This window comes from Roseburia sp. MSJ-14 (assembly GCF_018918225.1).
Classification (GTDB): domain Bacteria; phylum Bacillota; class Clostridia; order Lachnospirales; family Lachnospiraceae; genus Petralouisia.
Genome location: NZ_JAHLQD010000056.1, coordinates 28,260 through 48,171, shown reverse-complemented (window position 1 = coordinate 48,171; position 19,912 = coordinate 28,260). Strand labels below are relative to the sequence as shown.

Annotated in this window: 23 protein-coding genes and 2 pseudogenes; 20 read left to right on the top strand and 5 right to left on the bottom strand. The window is 38.2% G+C overall.

Going from position 1 to position 19,912, the window contains the following annotated elements:
- The first annotated feature begins 82 nt into the window (after positions 1–82).
- From KQI83_RS15830 to KQI83_RS15790, 9 genes are all read left to right on the top strand, one after another.
- Positions 83–424 (top strand): plasmid mobilization protein, encoded by a 342-nt coding sequence (locus KQI83_RS15830; protein ID WP_075680664.1) that lies wholly within the window; start codon positions 83–85, stop codon positions 422–424.
- Entirely contained in the window at positions 417–791 is a 375-nt protein-coding gene (locus KQI83_RS15825) for a TnpV protein (RefSeq protein ID WP_075680663.1), read from the top strand. The genes KQI83_RS15830 and KQI83_RS15825 overlap by 8 nt, the downstream gene beginning before the upstream one ends.
- A 123-nt stretch (positions 792–914) precedes the next feature.
- Positions 915–1,208: a hypothetical protein gene (locus KQI83_RS15820; protein ID WP_143524750.1), complete on the top strand. Its 294-nt coding sequence runs from the start codon at positions 915–917 to the stop codon at positions 1,206–1,208.
- Positions 1,209–1,259: 51 nt separating this feature from the next.
- On the top strand, positions 1,260–1,622 hold the full coding sequence (locus KQI83_RS15815; protein ID WP_075680661.1) for a plasmid mobilization protein: 363 nt from the start codon (positions 1,260–1,262) through the stop codon (positions 1,620–1,622).
- Positions 1,601–3,370 (top strand): relaxase/mobilization nuclease domain-containing protein, encoded by a 1,770-nt coding sequence (locus KQI83_RS15810; protein WP_216560028.1) that lies wholly within the window; start codon positions 1,601–1,603, stop codon positions 3,368–3,370. The genes KQI83_RS15815 and KQI83_RS15810 overlap by 22 nt, the downstream gene beginning before the upstream one ends.
- 182 nt (positions 3,371–3,552) lie before the next feature.
- Complete coding sequence (locus KQI83_RS15805; RefSeq protein ID WP_075680659.1) at positions 3,553–3,780, top strand: helix-turn-helix domain-containing protein; 228 nt, start codon at positions 3,553–3,555, stop codon at positions 3,778–3,780.
- Positions 3,781–3,958: 178 nt separating this feature from the next.
- Positions 3,959–4,018 (top strand): TnpV protein, encoded by a 60-nt coding sequence (locus KQI83_RS17005; protein WP_253292202.1) that lies wholly within the window; start codon positions 3,959–3,961, stop codon positions 4,016–4,018.
- 88 nt (positions 4,019–4,106) lie between these two features.
- Positions 4,107–4,556, top strand: coding sequence for a MarR family winged helix-turn-helix transcriptional regulator (locus KQI83_RS15795; RefSeq protein ID WP_118508147.1), 450 nt, complete (start codon positions 4,107–4,109; stop codon positions 4,554–4,556).
- Positions 4,549–5,904 carry an MATE family efflux transporter gene (locus KQI83_RS15790; RefSeq protein WP_216507395.1) on the top strand — a complete coding sequence of 452 codons (1,356 nt, stop codon included), beginning with the start codon at positions 4,549–4,551 and terminating at the stop codon, positions 5,902–5,904. Before KQI83_RS15795 ends, KQI83_RS15790 begins: the two co-directional genes overlap by 8 nt.
- 937 nt (positions 5,905–6,841) lie before the next feature.
- On the opposite strand, the gene KQI83_RS15785 is transcribed toward KQI83_RS15790, so the two are convergent.
- Positions 6,842–7,402, bottom strand: coding sequence for a helix-turn-helix domain-containing protein (locus KQI83_RS15785; RefSeq protein WP_216560026.1), 561 nt, complete (start codon positions 7,400–7,402; stop codon positions 6,842–6,844).
- 232 nt (positions 7,403–7,634) lie between these two features.
- Here KQI83_RS15785 and KQI83_RS15780 point away from each other — a divergent pair, with 232 nt between their 5' ends.
- Both KQI83_RS15780 and KQI83_RS15775 read left to right on the top strand, forming a co-directional pair.
- Positions 7,635–7,814, top strand: coding sequence for an HTH domain-containing protein (locus KQI83_RS15780; RefSeq protein WP_216560024.1), 180 nt, complete (start codon positions 7,635–7,637; stop codon positions 7,812–7,814).
- Between the two features lie 18 nt (positions 7,815–7,832).
- Positions 7,833–8,423: pseudogene (locus KQI83_RS15775) on the top strand (Arm DNA-binding domain-containing protein); the annotation flags it as partial.
- 120 nt (positions 8,424–8,543) lie between these two features.
- Here the strand turns inward: KQI83_RS15775 and KQI83_RS17245 are convergent.
- Positions 8,544–9,080 (bottom strand): IS3 family transposase, encoded by a 537-nt coding sequence (locus KQI83_RS17245; RefSeq protein ID WP_334300150.1) that lies wholly within the window; start codon positions 9,078–9,080, stop codon positions 8,544–8,546.
- Between KQI83_RS17245 and KQI83_RS17335 the strand changes: the two genes are divergently transcribed.
- Complete coding sequence (locus KQI83_RS17335) at positions 8,985–9,284, top strand: transposase (RefSeq protein WP_216560014.1); 300 nt, start codon at positions 8,985–8,987, stop codon at positions 9,282–9,284. The genes KQI83_RS17245 and KQI83_RS17335 overlap by 96 nt on opposite strands.
- A 250-nt stretch (positions 9,285–9,534) precedes the next feature.
- On the opposite strand, the gene KQI83_RS15760 is transcribed toward KQI83_RS17335, so the two are convergent.
- A complete protein-coding gene (locus KQI83_RS15760) occupies positions 9,535–10,692 on the bottom strand; it encodes a sensor histidine kinase (protein ID WP_216560012.1) in 1,158 nt (385 codons plus the stop codon).
- Positions 10,689–11,369: a response regulator transcription factor gene (locus KQI83_RS15755; RefSeq protein WP_216560010.1), complete on the bottom strand. Its 681-nt coding sequence runs from the start codon at positions 11,367–11,369 to the stop codon at positions 10,689–10,691. Before KQI83_RS15755 ends, KQI83_RS15760 begins: the two co-directional genes overlap by 4 nt.
- A 93-nt stretch (positions 11,370–11,462) precedes the next feature.
- Here KQI83_RS15755 and KQI83_RS15750 point away from each other — a divergent pair, with 93 nt between their 5' ends.
- Genes KQI83_RS15750 through KQI83_RS15740 form a run of 3 tightly spaced genes read left to right on the top strand, consistent with a single transcriptional unit; the run spans position 11,463 to position 13,430 of the window.
- Positions 11,463–11,606, top strand: a complete 144-nt coding sequence (locus KQI83_RS15750; protein ID WP_009263530.1) for a CD1871A family CXXC motif-containing protein — start codon at positions 11,463–11,465, stop codon at positions 11,604–11,606.
- A complete protein-coding gene (locus tag KQI83_RS15745) occupies positions 11,599–12,486 on the top strand; it encodes a 4Fe-4S binding protein (RefSeq protein ID WP_216560007.1) in 888 nt (295 codons plus the stop codon). Before KQI83_RS15750 ends, KQI83_RS15745 begins: the two co-directional genes overlap by 8 nt.
- A 41-nt stretch (positions 12,487–12,527) precedes the next feature.
- Positions 12,528–13,430, top strand: coding sequence for a TlpA disulfide reductase family protein (locus KQI83_RS15740; protein ID WP_216560005.1), 903 nt, complete (start codon positions 12,528–12,530; stop codon positions 13,428–13,430).
- Between the two features lie 309 nt (positions 13,431–13,739).
- Here KQI83_RS15740 and KQI83_RS17160 read toward each other — a convergent pair.
- Positions 13,740–14,798, bottom strand: a pseudogene (locus KQI83_RS17160) (IS4 family transposase).
- A 337-nt stretch (positions 14,799–15,135) separates the two neighbouring features.
- Here KQI83_RS17160 and KQI83_RS15730 point away from each other — a divergent pair.
- The 5 genes from KQI83_RS15730 (at position 15,136) to KQI83_RS15710 (ending at position 19,875) form a co-directional block, all read left to right on the top strand.
- Positions 15,136–16,287 (top strand): plasmid recombination protein, encoded by a 1,152-nt coding sequence (locus KQI83_RS15730; RefSeq protein ID WP_216560003.1) that lies wholly within the window; start codon positions 15,136–15,138, stop codon positions 16,285–16,287.
- 83 nt (positions 16,288–16,370) lie between these two features.
- Complete coding sequence (locus tag KQI83_RS15725) at positions 16,371–16,553, top strand: type II toxin -antitoxin system TacA 1-like antitoxin (RefSeq protein ID WP_216560001.1); 183 nt, start codon at positions 16,371–16,373, stop codon at positions 16,551–16,553.
- Entirely contained in the window at positions 16,540–18,558 is a 2,019-nt protein-coding gene (locus KQI83_RS15720; protein ID WP_216559999.1) for a HaeIII family restriction endonuclease, read from the top strand. The genes KQI83_RS15725 and KQI83_RS15720 overlap by 14 nt, the downstream gene beginning before the upstream one ends.
- Positions 18,559–18,571: 13 nt before the next feature.
- Positions 18,572–19,042 carry a hypothetical protein gene (locus KQI83_RS15715; RefSeq protein ID WP_216559997.1) on the top strand — a complete coding sequence of 157 codons (471 nt, stop codon included), beginning with the start codon at positions 18,572–18,574 and terminating at the stop codon, positions 19,040–19,042.
- A gap of 23 nt (positions 19,043–19,065) precedes the next feature.
- On the top strand, positions 19,066–19,875 hold the full coding sequence (locus KQI83_RS15710) for a TIGR02391 family protein (protein ID WP_154268203.1): 810 nt from the start codon (positions 19,066–19,068) through the stop codon (positions 19,873–19,875).
- Positions 19,876–19,912 lie beyond the last annotated feature (37 nt).

Here is a 19,912-nt window from a genome sequence, read left to right as displayed (position 1 = left end):
CGGCGAGAGTTTTGCATTATGTATGGATGTGATGTTATGTGGACTTAAGTAAAAGGTTTTATATCGGAAGGAGCAGATTATTATGAGCGAGAAAAGGCTGGATGCCAAGAACAGATGGAGAAATGTTGTGGTAGCATTTCGGATGTCACCGGAGGAAGCGCAGGAGCTGAATGTGAAGGTTTCACTCAGCGGACTTTCAAAACAGGATTATATCATCCAATGTCTGCTGAAGCATGAAATCAAGGTTGTTGGTGGAATAAAGGTGGCAAAGAAAGTACAGGTTCATCTTGATACGATACTGGAAGAATTACAGACGTTAGATGAATCTGACAGAGGTATAGAAGTTGAAGAACTGCTGGTTCCATTAAAGCATGTGCTTGATATCCTGCAGAGTGATGAGAAAGGCGGTAATCATTATGAGTAAAACAACATTTGAAAAGCTTGGTATTCCGTATGAAGAAAAGGATGGAATCTTTTATCCGGTGCTTGTTGCAGGAACAGAAAAGGCAGATATAGATGCAGGAAAGTATGGGCGTATGTGGATTAAATATATCAAGGAAGAATATCCAATGAGATATAAAAGCCTGGTGAGGTTCGGCGAGCTTGAAGAGAGAGCAAATGAAGTCAATGAAACAGCATATGAGCTGCTTGATGATATTGAAGCTAAGTGGCTGAAAAAGCATAAGCCTAAGAATCCAAATTCCTTTACGGAACAGTTACAGCTAAGAACACAGACCAGGATGATGGCAGAGGAAATCGTTATTATGGATGTGGTGATGCAGTTTCATTAGTGTGGGGGCAAAAAGTGCCGTCAAAATGCAAAAGTGGGGGCAAAAAGCGCCGTCAAAACAGCAAAGTGACGGCAAAAAGCGCCACCACTCAAATCAGAGTGAAAAAAGTCATGGTGGCGGAAAGTGCCATCAAAATGGAAAAGTGGTGGCGGAAAATGCCACCAAAACAATAAAGTGATGGCAAAAAGTGCCACCACTTTACAACTCTGGTGGAACTTCAACCACCATATCAGTAATCGTGGTGGTACATTAACCACCACATATCATATACAGGGTGCAGGAGCTCCTGCCAAGACGAAAAATTATGTAAACGCTGATGCGTTTATATTTTTTCGGGAAAAGGTCCGACCTTTTCCGCATCTTGCAAAACCTATAAGCAGAACTTTTGGAAAGGATGAAAAGCAATGGTACAGATAAAAAGAGATTGGTTTGATACAGCATTGAAAAATTACGAAAGGGGAGAAATGTATGGCAGATGGAAAGAGAAGATACAAGTCTGACAGGAAAGATTATAAGATATCGGTGAAGCTGTCAGAAAAAGATATGGATATTCTGAAAGCGGCACTTAAACGGACGAGAATGACAGCAAGTGCCTATATAAGAGAATTAATCCGGACAGGAGGCAATATAGATACAAGTTATCCTGAGGACAGGGCAAGAGCAATCCGTGTTATTGCCGGTATTGCAAATAATATTAATCAGGCGGTAAAGCTTGGCAATTCACATGGGAGGTTGTATTACAGCGACATTGACAAGCTGCAGAACAGTCTGGATGATGTAAAGAAAACATTTGGGGAGGTGCTGGAAGTATGGCGATTACAAAGATCTTAAATATACAGGAATCAGAGGGCAGAAATCCGGCATCGCACTTGAAGAATGCCTTGGAATATATCCAGAACCCGGATAAGACAGAAGAATGTGTACTGGTGGGCGGTATTAACTGCCTGGCGGACACAGCATTTGAGCAGATGGAAGAGACAAAGAATATTTTTCATAAGACGGGTAAAAGGCAGGGCTATCATGTGATCATATCATTTTCACCGGAAGAAAAAGTAAGTGCAGAGCAGGCAATGTATGTGCTGGAGCACTTTGCGAAGAATTTACTGGGAGATGATTATGAGGCTGTGTATGCGGTTCATACTGACAAGGAGCATATGCATGGACATCTGATCTGGAATAGTGTCAGTATGACAACTGGCAAGAAATACAATTCACCTAAAAGCAACTGGAAGAATCATCTCCAGCCTATTACAAATAAATATTGTGATGAACTTGGACTTTCCATAATGCCGGCGGAGTACAGCAGGAACCCTAAGAATATCAGCAGGGACAAGTGGGAAAGAGAAATGTCAATGAAAGAGATAATTCTCAGAGATGCCAAGATGTGTGCGTATGCAGCAGGGAATGTAGAGCATTTTAAATATCTGATGAAACGGCTGGGATATGTATTCAAGAAAGATGCGTGGATGGAGGTGCAGGCACCGGGATTTAGATATTATCATAAACTGGCAAAGCTGGACGAGATGTTTTCAGAAGATATGTTACGGCATTATGTGGATATGCCTTGGATGGCAAAGCCTTACTTTTATTCGTCGGATATCATGGGATTGCACAGAGTGAAGCTGTCACCATATCAGAAGAAATTTTATGCAAAGCTATACAGATTAAGGATTGTAGAGCAGAAGCGTTTTGAGGTTGGTGGAGCAAAGTATACAGAGGATTTGAAAAGGTTTCATCAGTTACAGGACGAATATCTGCTGCTTGTAAATAATGACATCAAAAGTGTTGTGGAGCTTGTGGATTTCATAAGTGAGCAGAAAGAAAAGATCCAGCAGATTGAGGACAGACAGAAGGAGATATACAGAGAAAGTTCTAGTCGGAAACGGAATATTAAGAACGAGGAGCAGTATCGTGAGTACCAGATATGGCATGTGGGAGTGCAGAAAGAACTGGATAAATTGAAGCAGGAGAAAAGAGGGATTAAGAAGCAGTTGCAGCTTGCTGATGGCATTGTGAAAGAAGATTTGTATACAGCTTATTATGTGGTGTCTGGGAAAGAAGAAATCGTTGCAGACAGGGATGTTGATATACCGGGGATGGAAAAGGAGGCTGTGTCAGAGAAAGATGTGGCTGTTGAGCCGGAGACGAATGTTGAGGTAGTGAATCCAGACAATAATCAGAACAATACGTCTGTAATGCCAGATATTCGTAATGCGTCTGATGTAAATACGGCAAGAAGGGATGAAGATATTACTGATGTAACAGGTAAAAGTGAATTTATGGAATCTGAAGAAAAAGTGTCTGTGGACAAAGCTGGCTGGATTGTCAGGAGGATATCAGAGCTTGGTGGTTATGAGAATATTAGTGATTCTGTTAAGGCTGATATATTCGGATTTGATATTGCTGATGTTAGTGGGAGCATATGGTTGTTCTCGGATGTAATGAAAAGGCTTGGGATAAAGCTGGATGGAGACGAAATGTATGAGGAATTCCAGAGAATTTATGATGAGAGTGTTGGTAGAGATGCTGGTAAAGATAAAGCAGAAGATAAGATGTGGAATAGGGGCAGAGGAAGGTAATTCCTCTGTCTCTTCCAGTTATGTATTAGATAGAAAAATATTGATTCACAAATCGAAATATTGGCTATTGAAGGAAGTATAGAAAGTCGCGAGAACGTGCGAAAAAATATTGAGAAAATATTAGATATATGGTATGATGTGATATAGAATTGTTTGATGAAATTTTATATGGAGGATTAGCAATGGCAGTATCATATAAGCGATTGTGGATAAAATTAGCCGAAAAAGAAATGAGCAGAGCGGATTTGAGAAAAAAAGCAGAAATAGCACCTAATACCATGACAAAGCTTGGGAAAAATGAATATGTTGCTATGCCTATTTTAGATAAAATATGTAAAAAATTAGGGACGGATTATGGTGAGATTATGGAGTATGTCCCGGATAAAGAAGAATCAATGGGTGACAAATAACAAGTACAGATTATGGGACAAGTAGTTTGATAAGATGTGTTATATAGTTTGATTTGAAACCGTTATTTTTGGAAAGGAGTGCTTGTATGGATATATTTGAAGGTCTTTCTGAAAGACAGAGAGAAGCAGTCGAAACAATAGATGAAAGGCAGAAAATCAGCTTGAATGGGTCGGGAAAATGAATAATATTCGTAGCAGAGCAGTAGAGATTATAGATGTAGAATTGATTTGTGTTTAGGAGGACAAAGCGGCAGATATAATGTTAAAAGTAGTTGCGTGCGCACGCATATTGATGTATAATACGTTCTGATTGGAGGTATATATCTATGCAACTATTAAAATGGCTTTCCGTAACAGACCGATTTTACAAAATCTATTTGGACAAGCAACTTGCCCCCTATGGAATCAACAACAGTCAATATATGTTCTTAATCAAAATCTGTCGTTCGCCCGGCATTTTACAGGATTCTTTAATGGATATGTTTTATGTTCATCCGAGCAATATTGTACGGACAGTTGCGGCATTAGAAAAGCAGGGAATGATTATGCGTTCCCCAAATGATAAGGATAAGCGGACGTGTAAGCTGTATCCTACGGAACGTGCGCTGTCTGTAATTGATGAGGTACAGACGGTATGCGAAAAGACAGAAGCTCTTTTATTGCAGGGTATGAGCGAATCCGAGCAGAACCTTTTTATGGATTTCTTAATACAGGCGGGCAGAAATATCACATCGGAACTCCATATAGAGAGAAAGGGGGAGGAGTTCAATGACTGAAAATCCTCTGGGCTATGAAAAAATTCCAAAGCTGTTGAAAAATTTTGCTGTTCCCAGTATTGTGGCGTCTCTTGTCGGTTCAATCTACAATATTGTGGATCAGATTTTTATTGGTCAAGGGGTCGGTTATTTGGGAAATGCAGCAACCAATGTTGCCTACCCGTTTTCTACCATCTGCCTTGCCATTGCACTACTGGTCGGAATTGGCAGTTCTTCCCGTGTTTCCCTCTGTCTTGGATGCAAAGAGCCGAAAGCTGCCGCCAAAGCAGCGGGAAATGGTATTGTTCTGATGGGAATTTTCGGAATTATTTATTTGCTGGTTGGAGAAACTTTTCTGCCTTTGCTCCTAAAGGCATTTGGGGCAACGACAGCTGTATTTCCATATGCAAAGCAGTATGCCAGCATAACATTGATTGGAATGCCGTTTCTCATTGTAACGAATGGTATGAGCAATTTGATTCGAGCAGATGGAAAACCAAAGTATTCAATGGCCTGCATGGTTGTGGGAGCTATTATCAATACCATTCTTGACCCCATTTTTATTTTTGTTTGCGATTGGGGAATTGCCGGCGGAGCTTGGGCAACGGTTATTGGGCAAATTTTTTCTTTCACACTCGCACTCCGTTATCTATGGCGTTTCCAAACAATCCATTTTGAAAAAAAGTCGTTTTTATTTGACATTAAAGAAAGCCTGAAAATTTGCAGCATGGGGATAAGCAGCTGCTCAAATCAGATTGCAATTACCGTGATTCAAATCATTCAGTACAATTCGTTGACTTATTACGGCGCATTAACAAAATATGGAACGGATATTCCCTTGGCAGCTTGCGGAATTGTTATGAAAACAAATGCCATAATCCTTGCGATTGTTACAGGAATCTCGCAAGGGATGCAGCCGATTATCGGTTTCAACTATGGAGCAAGGCAATATCATCGGGTACGGGAGGCTTACATGCTTGCAATAAAGTGGAATCTTGTTGTTTCCACTATTGCTTTTATCGCATTTCAATTTTTCCCGCGATCTATCATTTCACTATTCGGAGACGGGGACGAGCTGTATTTTGAATTTGCTGTTTTGTTCATGCGTACCTATATTTTCATGGTGTTGGTAAATGGTGTGCAGTTGCTTTCTTCCGACTTTTTTACCGCAATAGGAAAAGCGTTAAAAGGTGCTCTGTTGGCATTAACAAGGCAGACCTTTTTCTTGATTCCGCTTACCCTGCTGCTCCCGCTTCGTTTCGGAATTATGGGAGTATTGCTAGCGGGGCCTGTTGCTGATTTTTCAGCGTTTGTGCTATCTGTTGTACTGGTGGGTATAGAATTTAAAAAACAAAAAAATGACATGTAAACAGCAAACACTTGTGAATGTCAAGCACTTTGTTGTTTCGGTTAGCATAGATAGTGCAAATTAAGATGGTATCTGAATAGAAAAATACAGTATGCTAAATATTTTACAAGGCTTGGAATCATGTTAAAAAGACATGATTTCAGGTCTTTTTATGTCTTGATACCTTTTTGATACTTTTTCTCTCAGAAAAAATAAGAAACTATTGTACCTACATTCGTGCCTATCTGGATTATCTGACAAATATTCTTCACAAATCACCGGAAGATGTTTCCTGGGAAGAACTGCGTGATCACATCAGATGGTTACAGAAATCCAGAAATATCATAAAGAAAAACTGTATGATTGGGAAGTAGGGATTTAATCTCTACTTCCTTTTTAGTTTACATAACAAAAATATCCTGTTTATTTTGCCAACTATAATATGAAAGTGATTTTGATAAATTGATGAATGATATGAAAAAGGATGATGCTATCCATTAGTACCACAAAATTTCTTATTGCAGAATTAGCGGTTGCAGATTATAATTTCCATAGGTGGACAAGCAAACCGACAGAATATTATTCTGTGAATAGCAAACCAACCTGCAAACCACCAGAACTGCACACAATAATGAAAAAATGCAATGGTACTGGAATGGTACTAAAAATATGTGAAACGAAAAATAATGTGTGGAAAAGACACATATTATCAATACAAAACAGTATAGATAACCATATTAAAACAACCAGAATCAAACCAAACTTTGCGAGTTTGAGTAAGGAGTAGTGTTAAAAAAGTCCAGCATTTATGCGGTTTCCAAACAAATTTGTTTAAGCTCTGGCAACGATTTGGCAACAGATTTCCCTTATTCAATGAATAAGATTACTTTATGAGCATAAGAAAACCTTACTGATTTTCAGAAATGACAACTGAAAATTGGTAAGGTTTTTTTGATGTCTATTTTTTCTTTTTACGCTTCGCTTCTTTCTTTTCTTCTTTTTCTGCTTCTTTGGCACATTCGTCTATAAAATCAAAAAGTTCCTGTGGGTAGACCTTCGCCCAGATTTGGTGGGTATCCAGTTCCGGATACTTGTAACGCCATTCATCATATTCCTCTTTGGTAATTTCTCCGCTTTCCAGCTTCTTGGCTTCAGCGAGCCATGCACGGAGCATTTTGTCCATAGTGGAATAGGTGGAATAGTCGGATTTATCAAGGTGTAAGACAACTTCTCCATCCACTTCTCCGATTTTCAGACCACGCATATCTTCCAACGCAAAGAAAGTGTGCATAAGACCAATGTAGGTATCTATATCCGGCACGGTAAGTGCATGGGTGCTGACATCAAGGAAATGAGCCATGTTTTTTACAAGATCCTGCTTTGGTATCCTTGCTTCTGACTCATACTGTGCCATGCGGACATCAGAGGTTTTACCAACAAAACCAAGGATTTCGCCAAGGTGCTTCTGTGTCATGCCTTTTCTATTACGGAAAAATCGTATTCTTTGCCCGATTGCCATTGTAATGCCTCCTATCATATTGTTGCCATTTATCTGTATTAAATGGATAGATAAACAAATTTGTTTAAGTAGAGTATAGCATGAGTCAATGAGGATAGCAAGAAGAACTTAAATAAAAATGTTTAAGATTTTTCGAGAAATCACTTGACTTAACTTAAAATGTTTAGTATCATACAAAGCACAAACTTAAACAAAAAGAGTTAAGTGTAAAAATCGGAAAGGAGGAAAACACATGGAGAACAAGAACTTTATGACGGTGGATGAAGTGGCACAGGAGCTTAATGTTTCCAAGTCCTATGCCTACAAGGTTGTCAGAGAGCTGAATGCGGAAATGCAGAAGCTTGGTTATCTGACCGTTACCGGAAGAGTGAATACCAGCTTTTTTCGTAAGAAATTATGCTACAGCGACTAAAGGAGAGGAGATGATGTAATGGCTGTATACAAAGACGGAGAGAAATGGCGTGTCATTTACCGCTACACCAATTATAAGGGGGAGCGGAAGCAGACGCAGAAACGAGGGTTTGCAACCAAGCGTGAAGCGGTTGCATGGGAGCGAGAGGTCATGTTAAAGAGCGAGTCCAAGCTGGACATGACCTTCGCCAGCTTCTTTGAGATTTACGAGGAAGATAAGAAAAAGAGGGTAAAGGAAAACACATGGGAGTCTAAGAGCCATGTGATCCGTACCAAAATACTTCCCTACTTCGGGGAGCGTAAGATTGCAGAGATTGAGCCAAAGGATGTGATTGCGTGGCAGAATGAGCTTCTTGCCTACAAGGGCGAGAAGGGGAAAGTGTATTCTCCGACTTACCTTAAAACCATACATGCACAGTTAAGTGCCATTTTCAATCGTGCAATAAGATACTACCATCTGCCGAGCAATCCGGCACAGAAAGCAGGCTCTATGGGTAGTGAGGAACACAAGGAAATGCTGTTCTGGACGAAAGAGGAATATCTGAAATTTGCGGATGTGATGATGGATAAGCCACTTTCCTATTATGCCTTTGAAATGCTTTACTGGTGTATTTCGCCCTGCTGGGAGCTGATATTCGTAATCCGCTACGCTACTTGCTCATGAATGCAGCTGCTTCGCAGTGGTGCTATGTCAAGATTTAGCACAAAATAAAATGAGAAGTTCTGTCAGCTAAGCAGCCGGCAGAGATTTAACCCTTTCATACAATTTTTCAAATTCGTCAGGAGACATGTAATCACAATGACTATGAATTCTGACAGTGTTATAAAAGGTTTCGATGTATTCAAAAATCAGGTTGTATGCGTGTCTGTAATTCTTAATGTTAAAACGGTTAAGCCATTCCCTTTTTATGAGTGAATGGAAGGATTCAATATAGGCATTGTCATAAGGATAACCTTTATGAGAATAGCTGCGTTGCATGTTTTTTGTGGCTTCACGCCATGCCTGAGACACATACTGGCTTCCGCGGTCAGTGTGTATTATTAAAGGTAAATCGGTGTTACGTATTGCCTTGGCTTTTTCAATTGTTTTTATTACAGTGGAAACTTCCATTGTGTCGGCAAGAGTCCATGCAATTATCTTTCTGGCAAACAGATCCATTACACAGTTAAGGTGCACGAAGCCGTCATTGGTCCAGATGTATGTAATGTCAGTACACCAGACAGCGTTTGGACGCTCAGGATTAAACTGTTCATTAAAGTAATATATACAACCAATGCCATTGAAAGTTTAAATTCAACATACAGTAAACTTAATCGTCAGAGAAGTGTATTTCCAAGCGACAAGGCATTGTTGAAAGCTCTGTACCTTTCAACGTTTGAAGCAACGAAGAAATGGACAACGACCTTAAGAAACTGGGCTCAGGTGTATGGAGAACTGAGCATTATGTACGAAGGCCGTTTGCCTGAATAGCATAAAAAACACCCAATATCAAGGATGAATATACGCTCGTTATAAAATGGGCGTCCTTGACATGGGTATTTTTATATGCTAGTTATATAAACAAGAGCTGCAAGCTCATTTCATGAACTTACAGCTCCATCACTTATCATAGAATGTCTATTTACAGACTTTATTTCACACACTCAAATAACAAATTATTCTATTTTTCTCATTTAGCAAATTTGTTTTAATAGCGTTGACAAATGTGTAAAATGGAACGCTACATTGAATGCTGTGCAAAAGTCACCTCGAAAATCGTTCCCCCAGTCTTGCCTGATTTGATACAAATACTGCCATCATGTACTCTAACGATTTCACGGACAAAAGCAAGACCCAGCCCTACGCCACCCAGCTCTCGGCTTCTGGATTTATCCACACGGAAGAATGGCTCGAACACTCTCTCCCTAAGCTCCTTTGGTATTCCGCTTCCCGTATCTTCTACAGACAGATAAACATGCTTGTTTCTCTGATATGCGGTTACTGTAACCTGTCCGAGTGGATGATTATATTTGATGGCATTCTCAACCAGATTGTATACAAGCCTGTAAATAAGGATATCACTGCCTATCATAGTGGCATTCTCACATTTTCCAATCAGCTTTATATTCTTTTCCACAGCAAGAGGCTCAAGGTCTGCCAAAACCTCTTCAACAATAGCATCCAATATAATTTTATCATCCCTTCCCACCGTCTGAAGCTCACTCATGTCAAGAAGAGTCTTTACCATCCTGTTTAATTTATCATTTTGTTCCGTAACCATTTTTATGGTCTGCAAAGTGTCTGCATCATTTCCCGGGTGAGAGGCAGAATTATATAAATCAAGCTGTACCTGCATTAACGCTAATGGAGTACGCAGCTCATGTGCTGCATTTGCAGTAAACTGTCTCTGTATCTCAAATGCCTCCGACAGACGCTCAAGCATCTTATTATAAGAAATACCCAGCTGGTTCAGTTCCTTAACATTGTTTTCCTCTATTCTTGAATCAGACAGATTCTGAGCCTGTACCTCTTCAATTTTATCTGAAAACTCCCTAATTGGTTTGAGTGCATGCCCGCTTATAAAATAAGTGACGGCACCTCCCAAAAGCGCCAGCAAAACCGTGATTATCAGACTGTTTCTTTTATAGTCGGCCTTATTATTGTACACCTGAACCGAAAATTCATCCGCAAACTCATCCCACTTATCGTCTGGTATGCTGATATATATTTCATCTGATTTGTTTCCTTTTTCATCCCCCTGTGACTCTACCGCATCCTGCAGAGAATCGATGTAATGCACACCATTTTTATAGACAAACATAGTCAGGCAGCCACATATAATAGCAATACACAATGTAGTAATGCACGTAAGTCTCCACTGTAGCGACATTCTTTTCATCTGTCAGACTCCTCCCGTATTTTATAGCCTTCACCTACCTTGTTCAAAATGGGATCATATCCCAGCTTCGTCTTAAGCTTTTTTCTAAGTGAAGACATATGTACCCTGATTGCTCCGCTAAAGCTGTCTGCCGTGGCATCCCACACATGCTCTATCAGCTCCTCCTGGCTCACCGGTCTGCCTATATTGATAAGTAAATATTCCAAAATACCATTCTCTTTTCTTGTCAGTGGAACCGGCTCTCCCTTTGCATATGCCTCGCGTTTAATCGTATCAAACTTTATTTCTCCGTATTTAAGACATATATCATTCTGTACAAATTTCCTTCTTGTCAGGCTTCTGATACGTGCCTCAAGCTCCTGCAGATGGAATGGTTTTTCCATGTAATCATTTGCTCCTGCATCCAGTCCCTCTACCTTATCAGCAATCTGACCTCTTGCAGATAATATCAAAACCTTAGTTTCATCATTGTATTTTCTAAGCTCCTTAAGAAGCTCCATGCCATCCATCCCCGGCAGATTCAAATCCAAAACTATCAGATCATAATTCTCCGACAGTATACATTCAAGAGCCTCTTTCCCATCATAACAGGCATCCACCTCATAACCGGCAGCATACAGACTCTTTGCAACCATATCACATATTTGTTTCTCATCCTCAACAATTAATAATCTCAAAATGTTCTCCTGCTTCTTAACAATAATTTTACAACCTATATTGTATAATACCAAAGTCAGCTGGTCAACAATACAACAAAAAGGAGCAACATTATGTTGAAATACCAAAAAACATGTCAAATCATTCTGCTTATCCTTGGTGTATCCATGATAAGCTATGGTGCAGTCAGAGGTGAGGCGGCTACAGTGCTTGGTAAAGCAATAAAACTATGTCTGGAGTGTGTCGGAATTGGATAAGGAAAAGAAATTACTATCAAGAAAACTGGCAAAAATACGTGGCTGGATACAGGCCGCAGCAACGCTGCTGACCAATATTCATATTACAAATTTATTTAAGGGTAAAATATATCAGGGCAATGCAAAAACAGTATGCGTACCCGGATTAAACTGCTACTCCTGCCCTGCCGCGACAGGAGCCTGTCCAATAGGGGCATTTCAGGCAGTTGTCGGATCTTCAAAATTTAAGTTTTCATACTACATAACCGGATTTTTTATTTTACTCGGTGTAACTCTCGGCAGATTTATATGTGGTTTTTTGTGCCCATTTGGATGGTTTCAGGATTTACTTCATAAAATCCCCGGAAAGAAATTATCCACAGCCAAACTAAAGCCTCTTAGGTACCTAAAATATGTCATTCTTATTGTTTTCGTTATACTTCTTCCGATACTTGTAACGAACTCTATAGGAATGGGAGACCCGTTCTTCTGCAAATATATCTGTCCTCAGGGTGTTTTAGAGGGTGCTATACCGTTATCTATTGGAAATGCTGCTATCCGTTCTGCGCTGGGAAAGCTTTTTTCTTTCAAGTGTATGATTTTAATTGCAGTGATTGTACTAAGTATCTTATTTTACAGGCCCTTCTGTAAATGGATTTGTCCGCTTGGAGCAATCTACTCATTATTTAATAAGGTCAGCCTGCTCAAAATCACCGTTGATAGCAGCAAATGTGTCGGATGCGGTCAATGCTCAAAGGCATGTAAGATGGATGTGAATGTGTGTAAGACACCGGATCACCCCGAGTGCATACGCTGTGGTGCCTGCATAAAGACCTGTCCGAAGGACGCCATCTGCTACCGGTTTATGGGAAAATCATGTCAAAAAAATGACAACAGATAGCTATTAAACATTTTACTATTATTTTAAAGGAGAAATTACTCATGAAAAATAAATTATTATTTATTTCTATTTTTACACTCTGCATAGCATTATCACTTACAGCATGTGGCGTAAAGCAAGCTTCTACAACAGATTCTAAGAACACTCAGACTGAAGCCGGCTCGGAAGCATCCGGCAAATCAGATTCCAGGCTTGATGATTTATATCAGCAGGAAAATCAGCTTTTTGCAGATCACGCTGATGTGTGGAACAAGGCATTTGGCATGATGAACAAAAGTGACGCCGATCCAAACGGAAATTATGCTGATTATCTTGCCGGTACCGTAGAATCAAACAGGAATTCATTCACAGACGATGAGCTTAAAACACTTAATGAGGATATTGAAACCATACGAAAAATCGAGGAACAGATAGCAGAGCTTAATAACAAAAGTAAATCATCAGATGACAACAAGAAGGACAGCTCTAAAGCCTCATCTGTATTCAGTGATTTTTCCGGTGAGGATTTTGATGGCAATAAGGTAGATGACAGCCTGTTTTCCGGTAATGCAGTAACAGTCGTCAATTTCTGGTTTACCGGCTGCAAACCATGTGTCGCTGAGTTATCCAAGCTTAACGAATTAAATGATGCTATCAAATCAATGGGCGGAGAAGTTGTTGGCATCAACACTGAGACCTTCGATGGCAATAAAACAGCTATCAAAGAGGCTGCCTCTGTTCTTGAAAGCCAGGGTGTCAAATATCGTAATCTGTCAATTGACTCCTCTAGTGCTGCCGGTAAATACGCCTCAGAAATCATGGCATTTCCAACAACTATACTTGTTGACAGAAATGGCAATATTGTAGGCGAACCAATGCTCGGCGGAATTGATAACAAGGACAACTATGATGCCCTTATGAAGCAGATTCAGTCTGTAATTGATGCAGACAGCACAAATAAATAGAGGTCTGCATATAAAAAGCTCCTGTGCATTGCACCAATGTCATTTAGATAAGAATGGTTTAGCGGTTAGGGCTTTTTTCACAGCGAGTAAACATTTTGTTTATTCGCTGTTTTTCTATATTAAAAAACGTTTAGCATAATAATTTTGCACAACAAACAGACAGATGCTTCCATCTGCCTAAAAAAGAGTGTATACTAATATTTGATTAAGCTGCTCTATAGAGAAAGCTTATCGCTGACTGGGGTTTGACTTTGCGAGGGTCTGTTCGCCCAGAACGTATGGGAAGAAGCTCATGTCCGATTAGATACTCTACATCGGGTGGAGCTTCCTCTTTTTTAGTGATAGAAAATGACAGCAAATTCGCATTGCACGAGTATAATTCAACTGATATATATGTTTGCAGTCATTTTTATTTTTTACAACAACATTAGTTGCTATAATCTCACAGAAATTATACAATGTCATTCTTGACCATATTTCCTGCATAATATATTCCGTTTTCTTTGCATGAAAACGTATTAACCCCAATGCATATTTTAATTCACGGAAAGAAGTTTCAATTCCCCATCGTTTTGCGTATAACTGTTTGATTTCATCAGAGTTTATTTTATCTTGTGGCAGATTTGTGATAATGCATTCATAAGAATCTTTTGAAATCGGAAAACGCACCACCCTCATTTTCATTTCATAAAACTTATTACAATGCAGGTCAATATAATCAAAAGGTGTTTTCTTCATAATAATTCTGTATTTTTGAGGATTTGCTTTTACTTCATTTGTCTGCTTTTTTGTGAGAGTAACATGAACCCATTCATCAAATTCATCATTTTCTGGCAGTGTAGTAAGCTTTGAAGTTATTCCATTACTTGTTATATCCTTGACACGTATTAATTAATACATTCCTTTGCGTTCAGCATGAGCAAATATATTATAATTCTCATACCCCCTGTCTGCGATGAAAACAGCCGATTTACCACTGTATCTGTCAATCAATTCACACATAGCACTATTTTCATTTTTCAGGCGGGCAGGTTGAATAATTGCATCAATGTACCGTCGACTGCATAAATCATAAAAAGCATTTAAATGTAGTTGATTGAATCCTTTGCTGTCAGGAAGTGATTGAAAATAGGTTGTTTCATCATTGGGATTGTGGGCAATACATAAATCTGATCCATCACATGCAATTAATTTAAGCCCTTTATAGGTGGCATTGTCTGCAAAAGACTTAGAGAATTCTTGAAATAAAAATTCAAATGCATCTGGCAATATCTGTGCTCTGCGTTGGTTAAATGATGAGTTCGATGGTGTGGAATTGTTAAAATCAAAATATTCCAACAGTTCATCTCTCAATGACTTGCCTTCCATTGTAAGCATGAACTTCATTATTTCTTCAAATGACCATTTCTTTTTACGTGAAAAATCTGATTCCGGATTCTTTGTAAACATCCAATGGTAAGAATCCATATCTTTAATAATTGATAATAGTTTTTGTTTTATCTCTATAGAATAATTCATAGTGTAATTCTCCTTGCAATCAAGATATTTTCTTAATTACAAGGGCCGCTCTAACTATCTTAAAAGAAAGATAGTTAGAGCGGCCACACATTTTGTTTATCCCGTCAAGTGTTTTATGGAAATTTCACAAAAAAAGAACAGGGTACACATTTCTATATACACTGTTCTTTGTGTCATTCTTATCTAAATGACATTGTGCATTTTATATCCTCTTTTATCTGTTGATGAAGCAGATTACAGCTCAGATAATGTCAGGCTGATTTATGGAACAACGGATTTATTTCAGGATGTTAAGCGGGTATATCACAGAGAATTTGATGATGTGGTAAAGGAATATAACAGCAGGCAGAAAAGAGAAGACAGAAAGATAAAGGACTACTTTGAACATGTTGCAGGTCTTAATCAGGATATGGCGGTAGAGATTATTTTTCAATGCGGGGACAAGAAATATTGGGACGAGCATTGGAAAAACAAAAATTATATGTCTGAGGTATTTGACTATATTCTTGAATGCCTGCAAAAGCTACTGCCGGAGTTCAAGATTGCGAATGCGGTCATACACTTTGATGAAGCCAGCCCGCATATGCATGTGGTAGGCGTTCCGGTATGGGAAGGAGCAAAGCGTGGCTTATCTAAGAAAGTATCAAAAAGAAATGTATTTACACCACAAACATTATCTGTAATTCTTCAAGATAAATTGAGAGCGGAGGCAAGTTATGGATTTGAATGTTATTTCAAGGAACAGCTGGCAGAGAAGAAAAAAGGTCGCAACCATGACTTGTCTGTGACGGAATATAAGGTAGCACAGGAGAGTAGGAAGCTTGCTGATATAAAGCAGCATAACAATGAGGAGCAGGAGAAAAATACTAAACTGAGAAGCAATAACGCAAGCATATCATATCAGATTGCTACACAGGAACAACGCCATAGTAGAAATCTGGATGTTATAGCTGCTGATGAAGACAGGCTGGAGAAAGTCAGGAGTAGTATTAATGCAGCAGAAACGGAATATGCAAAATATGAAGATATGATTACGGATAAAAAGAATAATCTGGAACTTCTTTCTTCTAAGGAAAGTGAACTGATTGAAAGAACAAAAATTGCAGAGAGCGTATATGATATGTTCCGACAGAGTGGAACTGATGATGTTAGGGAGAAGCTTATTGATGTAATGTATGAGAACCAGAAGCTTAGAGAGGAAAATACGACATTAAAGGAACTGCTGGAAAAGGCGTATGAGTTTATGAAGCAGTTTGTAATTGATGGGGTTAATCTGCTGGAGAGGTTTCTGGAGAGTGTGGGGAAGGTGATTGATAAAGTTCCTAAAAGAACAAAATAAAAACATCTGTTCGTGCAACAAAGTATTGACATTGACATACGAACAAAGTATCATAAATTTATGAAGCAGGAGGAACAAATGAGATGAGAAAATCAATTTCGATCAGTATAAGAGTGAGTGAAGAAGAATTAGATAAGTTTAAGGAAGCAGCAAGATTAGAAGCATATTCATCATATAGTGAGTTTATAAGAAGAACGGCATTGATAGAAGCTGCCAAAATAATTAAGGAAAACAATGAAGGAGAGGATACCCATGAACATAATTAGTTTGTTTAGTGGATGTGGTGGATTAGATTTAGGCTTTGAAAGAGCTGGGTTTAATATTCCTGTTGCAAATGAGTTTGATAAAACAATATGGGCGACATTTAAAGCAAATCATCCTAATACTCATCTGATTGAAGGTGATATAAGACAGGTAACAAAAGAAGATATAGAACAGTTTATAAATGGAGAAGTTGACGGAATTATCGGTGGACCACCTTGTCAGTCGTGGTCTGAAGCAGGTTCATTAAAGGGAATTAAGGATGACAGAGGACAGTTGTTCTTTGATTATATTAGAATCCTAAAGGAATTCCAACCTAAGTTCTTTTTGGCAGAAAACGTAAGCGGAATGTTGGCGAACAGACATTCAGAAGCGGTGCAGAATATTCTAAATCTTTTTGATGATGCTGGATATGATGTGTCATTTACCCTTGTAAATGCAAAGGATTACGGAGTTGCAGAAGAAAGAAAGAGAGTGTTTTATATAGGTTTCAGGAAGGATTTGCGCATTGATTTTGGATTTCCTAAAGGTTCAACAAAGGATGATGATAAAAAAATCACTCTTCGTGATATTATATGGGATTTGCAAGATACGGCTGTTCCATCAGGAGAGAAAAATCATCATAACCCAGAATCAATCAATAACAATGAATACTATACTGGAGCATATTCACCAATATTTATGAGCCGTAACAGAGTAAAAGGATGGGATGAACAGGCATTTACAGTTCAGGCATCAGGAAGACAATGTCAGCTTCATCCACAGGCACCTAAAATGGTTAAAGTGGCACAGAATGATTGCAGATTTGTAGAAGGAAAAGAACATCTTTATCGTCGAATGACAATTAGAGAGGTTGCCAGAGTACAGGGGTTTCCGGATGATTTCAAATTTATATATGAGGATACTAATACAGCATATAAAATGATTGGTAATGCTGTTCCAGTTAACCTTGCATATGAAATAGCTGTTGCGATAAAGAAATACCTAGAAGGTAATGGTGCAGAGGTTATTGTAGATAATGAGGTTATAGATGCAAAGGAGGTTAATGAGAAGAAAGTGAGTACAAAGAGTAATGATCAGGGCAGAGCATATGAGTATGCTTGGATAAAAACACTTTACAAGGCATTATGTGAAATGCGAAAAACTAGAATAGTTGATAATTCTAGCTTGCATGCAAATGAAAAGGCATGGGCTCTTATGGATGAGGGAATGCAGCAGACATTTATGATATCAGCAGAATCAGCAATTGATACAGTGCTTGAAATGGAACCTAAAATGTCAGAAGGCAGTAACGATGAATTGACATTAGAATTTCAGAAGGACGGAGCAGGCGTAAAGGGTGATGTAAGAGATATTGTTATTAGAAGAGAAGATATTGAGTGGGAAATAGGATTAAGTATCAAACATAATCACGATGCCGTAAAACATAGCAGATTAAGTCATAAACTCGATTTTGGTAAAGAGTGGTTTGATATGCCTTGTAGTGATGCATATTGGGATGCGGTTCAACCAATATTTGATATGTTGAAGAATGAAAAGGATAATGGTTCAAGATGGTCTGAAATCAATGACAAAGATGAGGTAGTATATGTACCTTTATTACAGGCATTTATGGATGAGGTTAATAGAGCATATAAAGAAGATAAGAATATGCCACGTAAGATGATAGAATATCTGATTGGAATAGAGGATTACTATAAGGTTGTCAGCCGTGACAGTAAGCGTCTTACTATGATTCATACTTTTAATATGCATGATACTTTAAATAAACCAAGTGAAAATAAGGTGTCGGCAATTACTGTGCCAGTAGTAGAGTTACCTACAAGACTTGTGGCACTTGAGTTCAAGCCAGGAAGCACTAATACAGTAGAAATGTTTTTGGATAATGGATGGCAATTAAGTTTCAGAATTCATAATGCAAGTACAAAGGTTGAACCAAGCTTAAAATTCGATGTGCAGTTTATTGGTATGCCGACATCAGTGCTGAATATTGAATGTAAATGGAAATAAGGCGGCACAGACATTGAGAAAAATGCTATTAAGTTTCAGACCAGATGTTTATGAAAAAATAAAATCTGGTGTGAAGATATTTGAACATAGAAGAAATTTTCCAAATGAACCTATAATGGCATATATGTATGTCAGCTCACCGGTGAAAGCAATCACCGGTGTTGTATACTTGGGTAAAAGGCATTGTCTATCTGACTGGATGGAAGACTATAAAGAAGATAGCAATGCCGTTACACGAATAAAAGAATATATAGAAAAGTATCATTATAGGTATGCTATGGAAATAGATAGATTTCAGGAAACATCACAGATATCATTAGATGACTTAAGAGAAAATGTTCCGGGATTTGTAGCACCACAGATGTATATATATTTGGATGATACAGAATTGTTGGAGTATATAGAGAGTAACTTAAAAATGATAGATTTGCAGGTAGAACATTCATTTGAAAGAATAGAGACTTGTCATGTTTGTGTGCATTAACATTTATTGATAGGAGTTGAAGCATGGGATTTCCAACATTATTAGAATCTGAGTTACTAGCTGTTTCAAAAGCATTGGGAGACACAGAATTTGGATTTACAGGGACAGAAATAGGATTATTGCTTTCAGAGTGTGGCTTAAAAGATATTGATTCAAAAAATACAAAATATAAGAGATTATTTAATGCATTTTGTGAGCAGAGTAGAAAAGATAATAGTACAAACTGTGTATATAAATTTATACAAGTATGTATGGAGCCAGCTAGAGGGCTAAATACTCAATCTGCATATGAGAAGAGACGTTTTGAAATAAATAGGGTATTGATGTTAAAAGGAATTGAAATAAGGGATGATGGCAACTTCTATAAAATTACTAAGGCTGAAAGTTTATCCGAAGTGGAAAGAAGAACAAGAGAATTAAAAAATAAATTATCATGTTATGGTGCACATCAAAGAGTTTTAATATGCTGCAGAGAAGAATTACTAGTAGATGATTATTTTCATGCGGTTCAGGAAGCAGTAAAAGGAATATGTGATCGGGTAAGAGAAATGAGTGGATTGTTAACAGATGGAAATGAACTTATTCAAACTGCTTTTTCTGTAAAAAATCCATATATTGTTTTAAACTCATTAAGGACAACTTCAGAACAGAACCAGCAAAATGGACTTAAAGAGATAATACTGGGATTAATTCATATGGTAAGAAATGTTACGGCTCATGAATTGAGAATTAGATGGGATATTAATGAAAATGATGCGATTGATATTTTGCAACAAGTTTCTTTTGTACATAAATATATGGATCAATGTATTCCAGTTAGACATTTAACATAATAAAGATATTAAAACATGTAATCAGAGATATATGATA

Bases quoted from the DNA above. Each gene is read 5' to 3' on its own strand.
- KQI83_RS15830 (WP_075680664.1), top strand. From the start codon at position 83: ATGAGCGAGAAAAGGCTGGATGCCAAGAACAGATGGAGAAATGTTGTG.
- KQI83_RS15825 (WP_075680663.1), top strand. From the start codon at position 417: ATGAGTAAAACAACATTTGAAAAGCTTGGTATTCCGTATGAAGAAAAG.
- KQI83_RS15815 (WP_075680661.1), top strand. From the start codon at position 1,260: ATGGCAGATGGAAAGAGAAGATACAAGTCTGACAGGAAAGATTATAAG.
- KQI83_RS15810 (WP_216560028.1), top strand. From the start codon at position 1,601: ATGGCGATTACAAAGATCTTAAATATACAGGAATCAGAGGGCAGAAAT.
- KQI83_RS15805 (WP_075680659.1), top strand. From the start codon at position 3,553: ATGGCAGTATCATATAAGCGATTGTGGATAAAATTAGCCGAAAAAGAA.
- KQI83_RS15795 (WP_118508147.1), top strand. From the start codon at position 4,107: ATGCAACTATTAAAATGGCTTTCCGTAACAGACCGATTTTACAAAATC.
- KQI83_RS15790 (WP_216507395.1), top strand. From the start codon at position 4,549: ATGACTGAAAATCCTCTGGGCTATGAAAAAATTCCAAAGCTGTTGAAA.
- KQI83_RS15785 (WP_216560026.1), bottom strand. From the start codon at position 7,402: ATGGCAATCGGGCAAAGAATACGATTTTTCCGTAATAGAAAAGGCATG.
- KQI83_RS15780 (WP_216560024.1), top strand. From the start codon at position 7,635: ATGGAGAACAAGAACTTTATGACGGTGGATGAAGTGGCACAGGAGCTT.
- KQI83_RS15760 (WP_216560012.1), bottom strand. From the start codon at position 10,692: ATGAAAAGAATGTCGCTACAGTGGAGACTTACGTGCATTACTACATTG.
- KQI83_RS15750 (WP_009263530.1), top strand. From the start codon at position 11,463: ATGTTGAAATACCAAAAAACATGTCAAATCATTCTGCTTATCCTTGGT.
- KQI83_RS15740 (WP_216560005.1), top strand. From the start codon at position 12,528: ATGAAAAATAAATTATTATTTATTTCTATTTTTACACTCTGCATAGCA.
- KQI83_RS15730 (WP_216560003.1), top strand. From the start codon at position 15,136: ATGACATTGTGCATTTTATATCCTCTTTTATCTGTTGATGAAGCAGAT.
- KQI83_RS15725 (WP_216560001.1), top strand. From the start codon at position 16,371: ATGAGAAAATCAATTTCGATCAGTATAAGAGTGAGTGAAGAAGAATTA.
- KQI83_RS15720 (WP_216559999.1), top strand. From the start codon at position 16,540: ATGAACATAATTAGTTTGTTTAGTGGATGTGGTGGATTAGATTTAGGC.
- KQI83_RS15710 (WP_154268203.1), top strand. From the start codon at position 19,066: ATGGGATTTCCAACATTATTAGAATCTGAGTTACTAGCTGTTTCAAAA.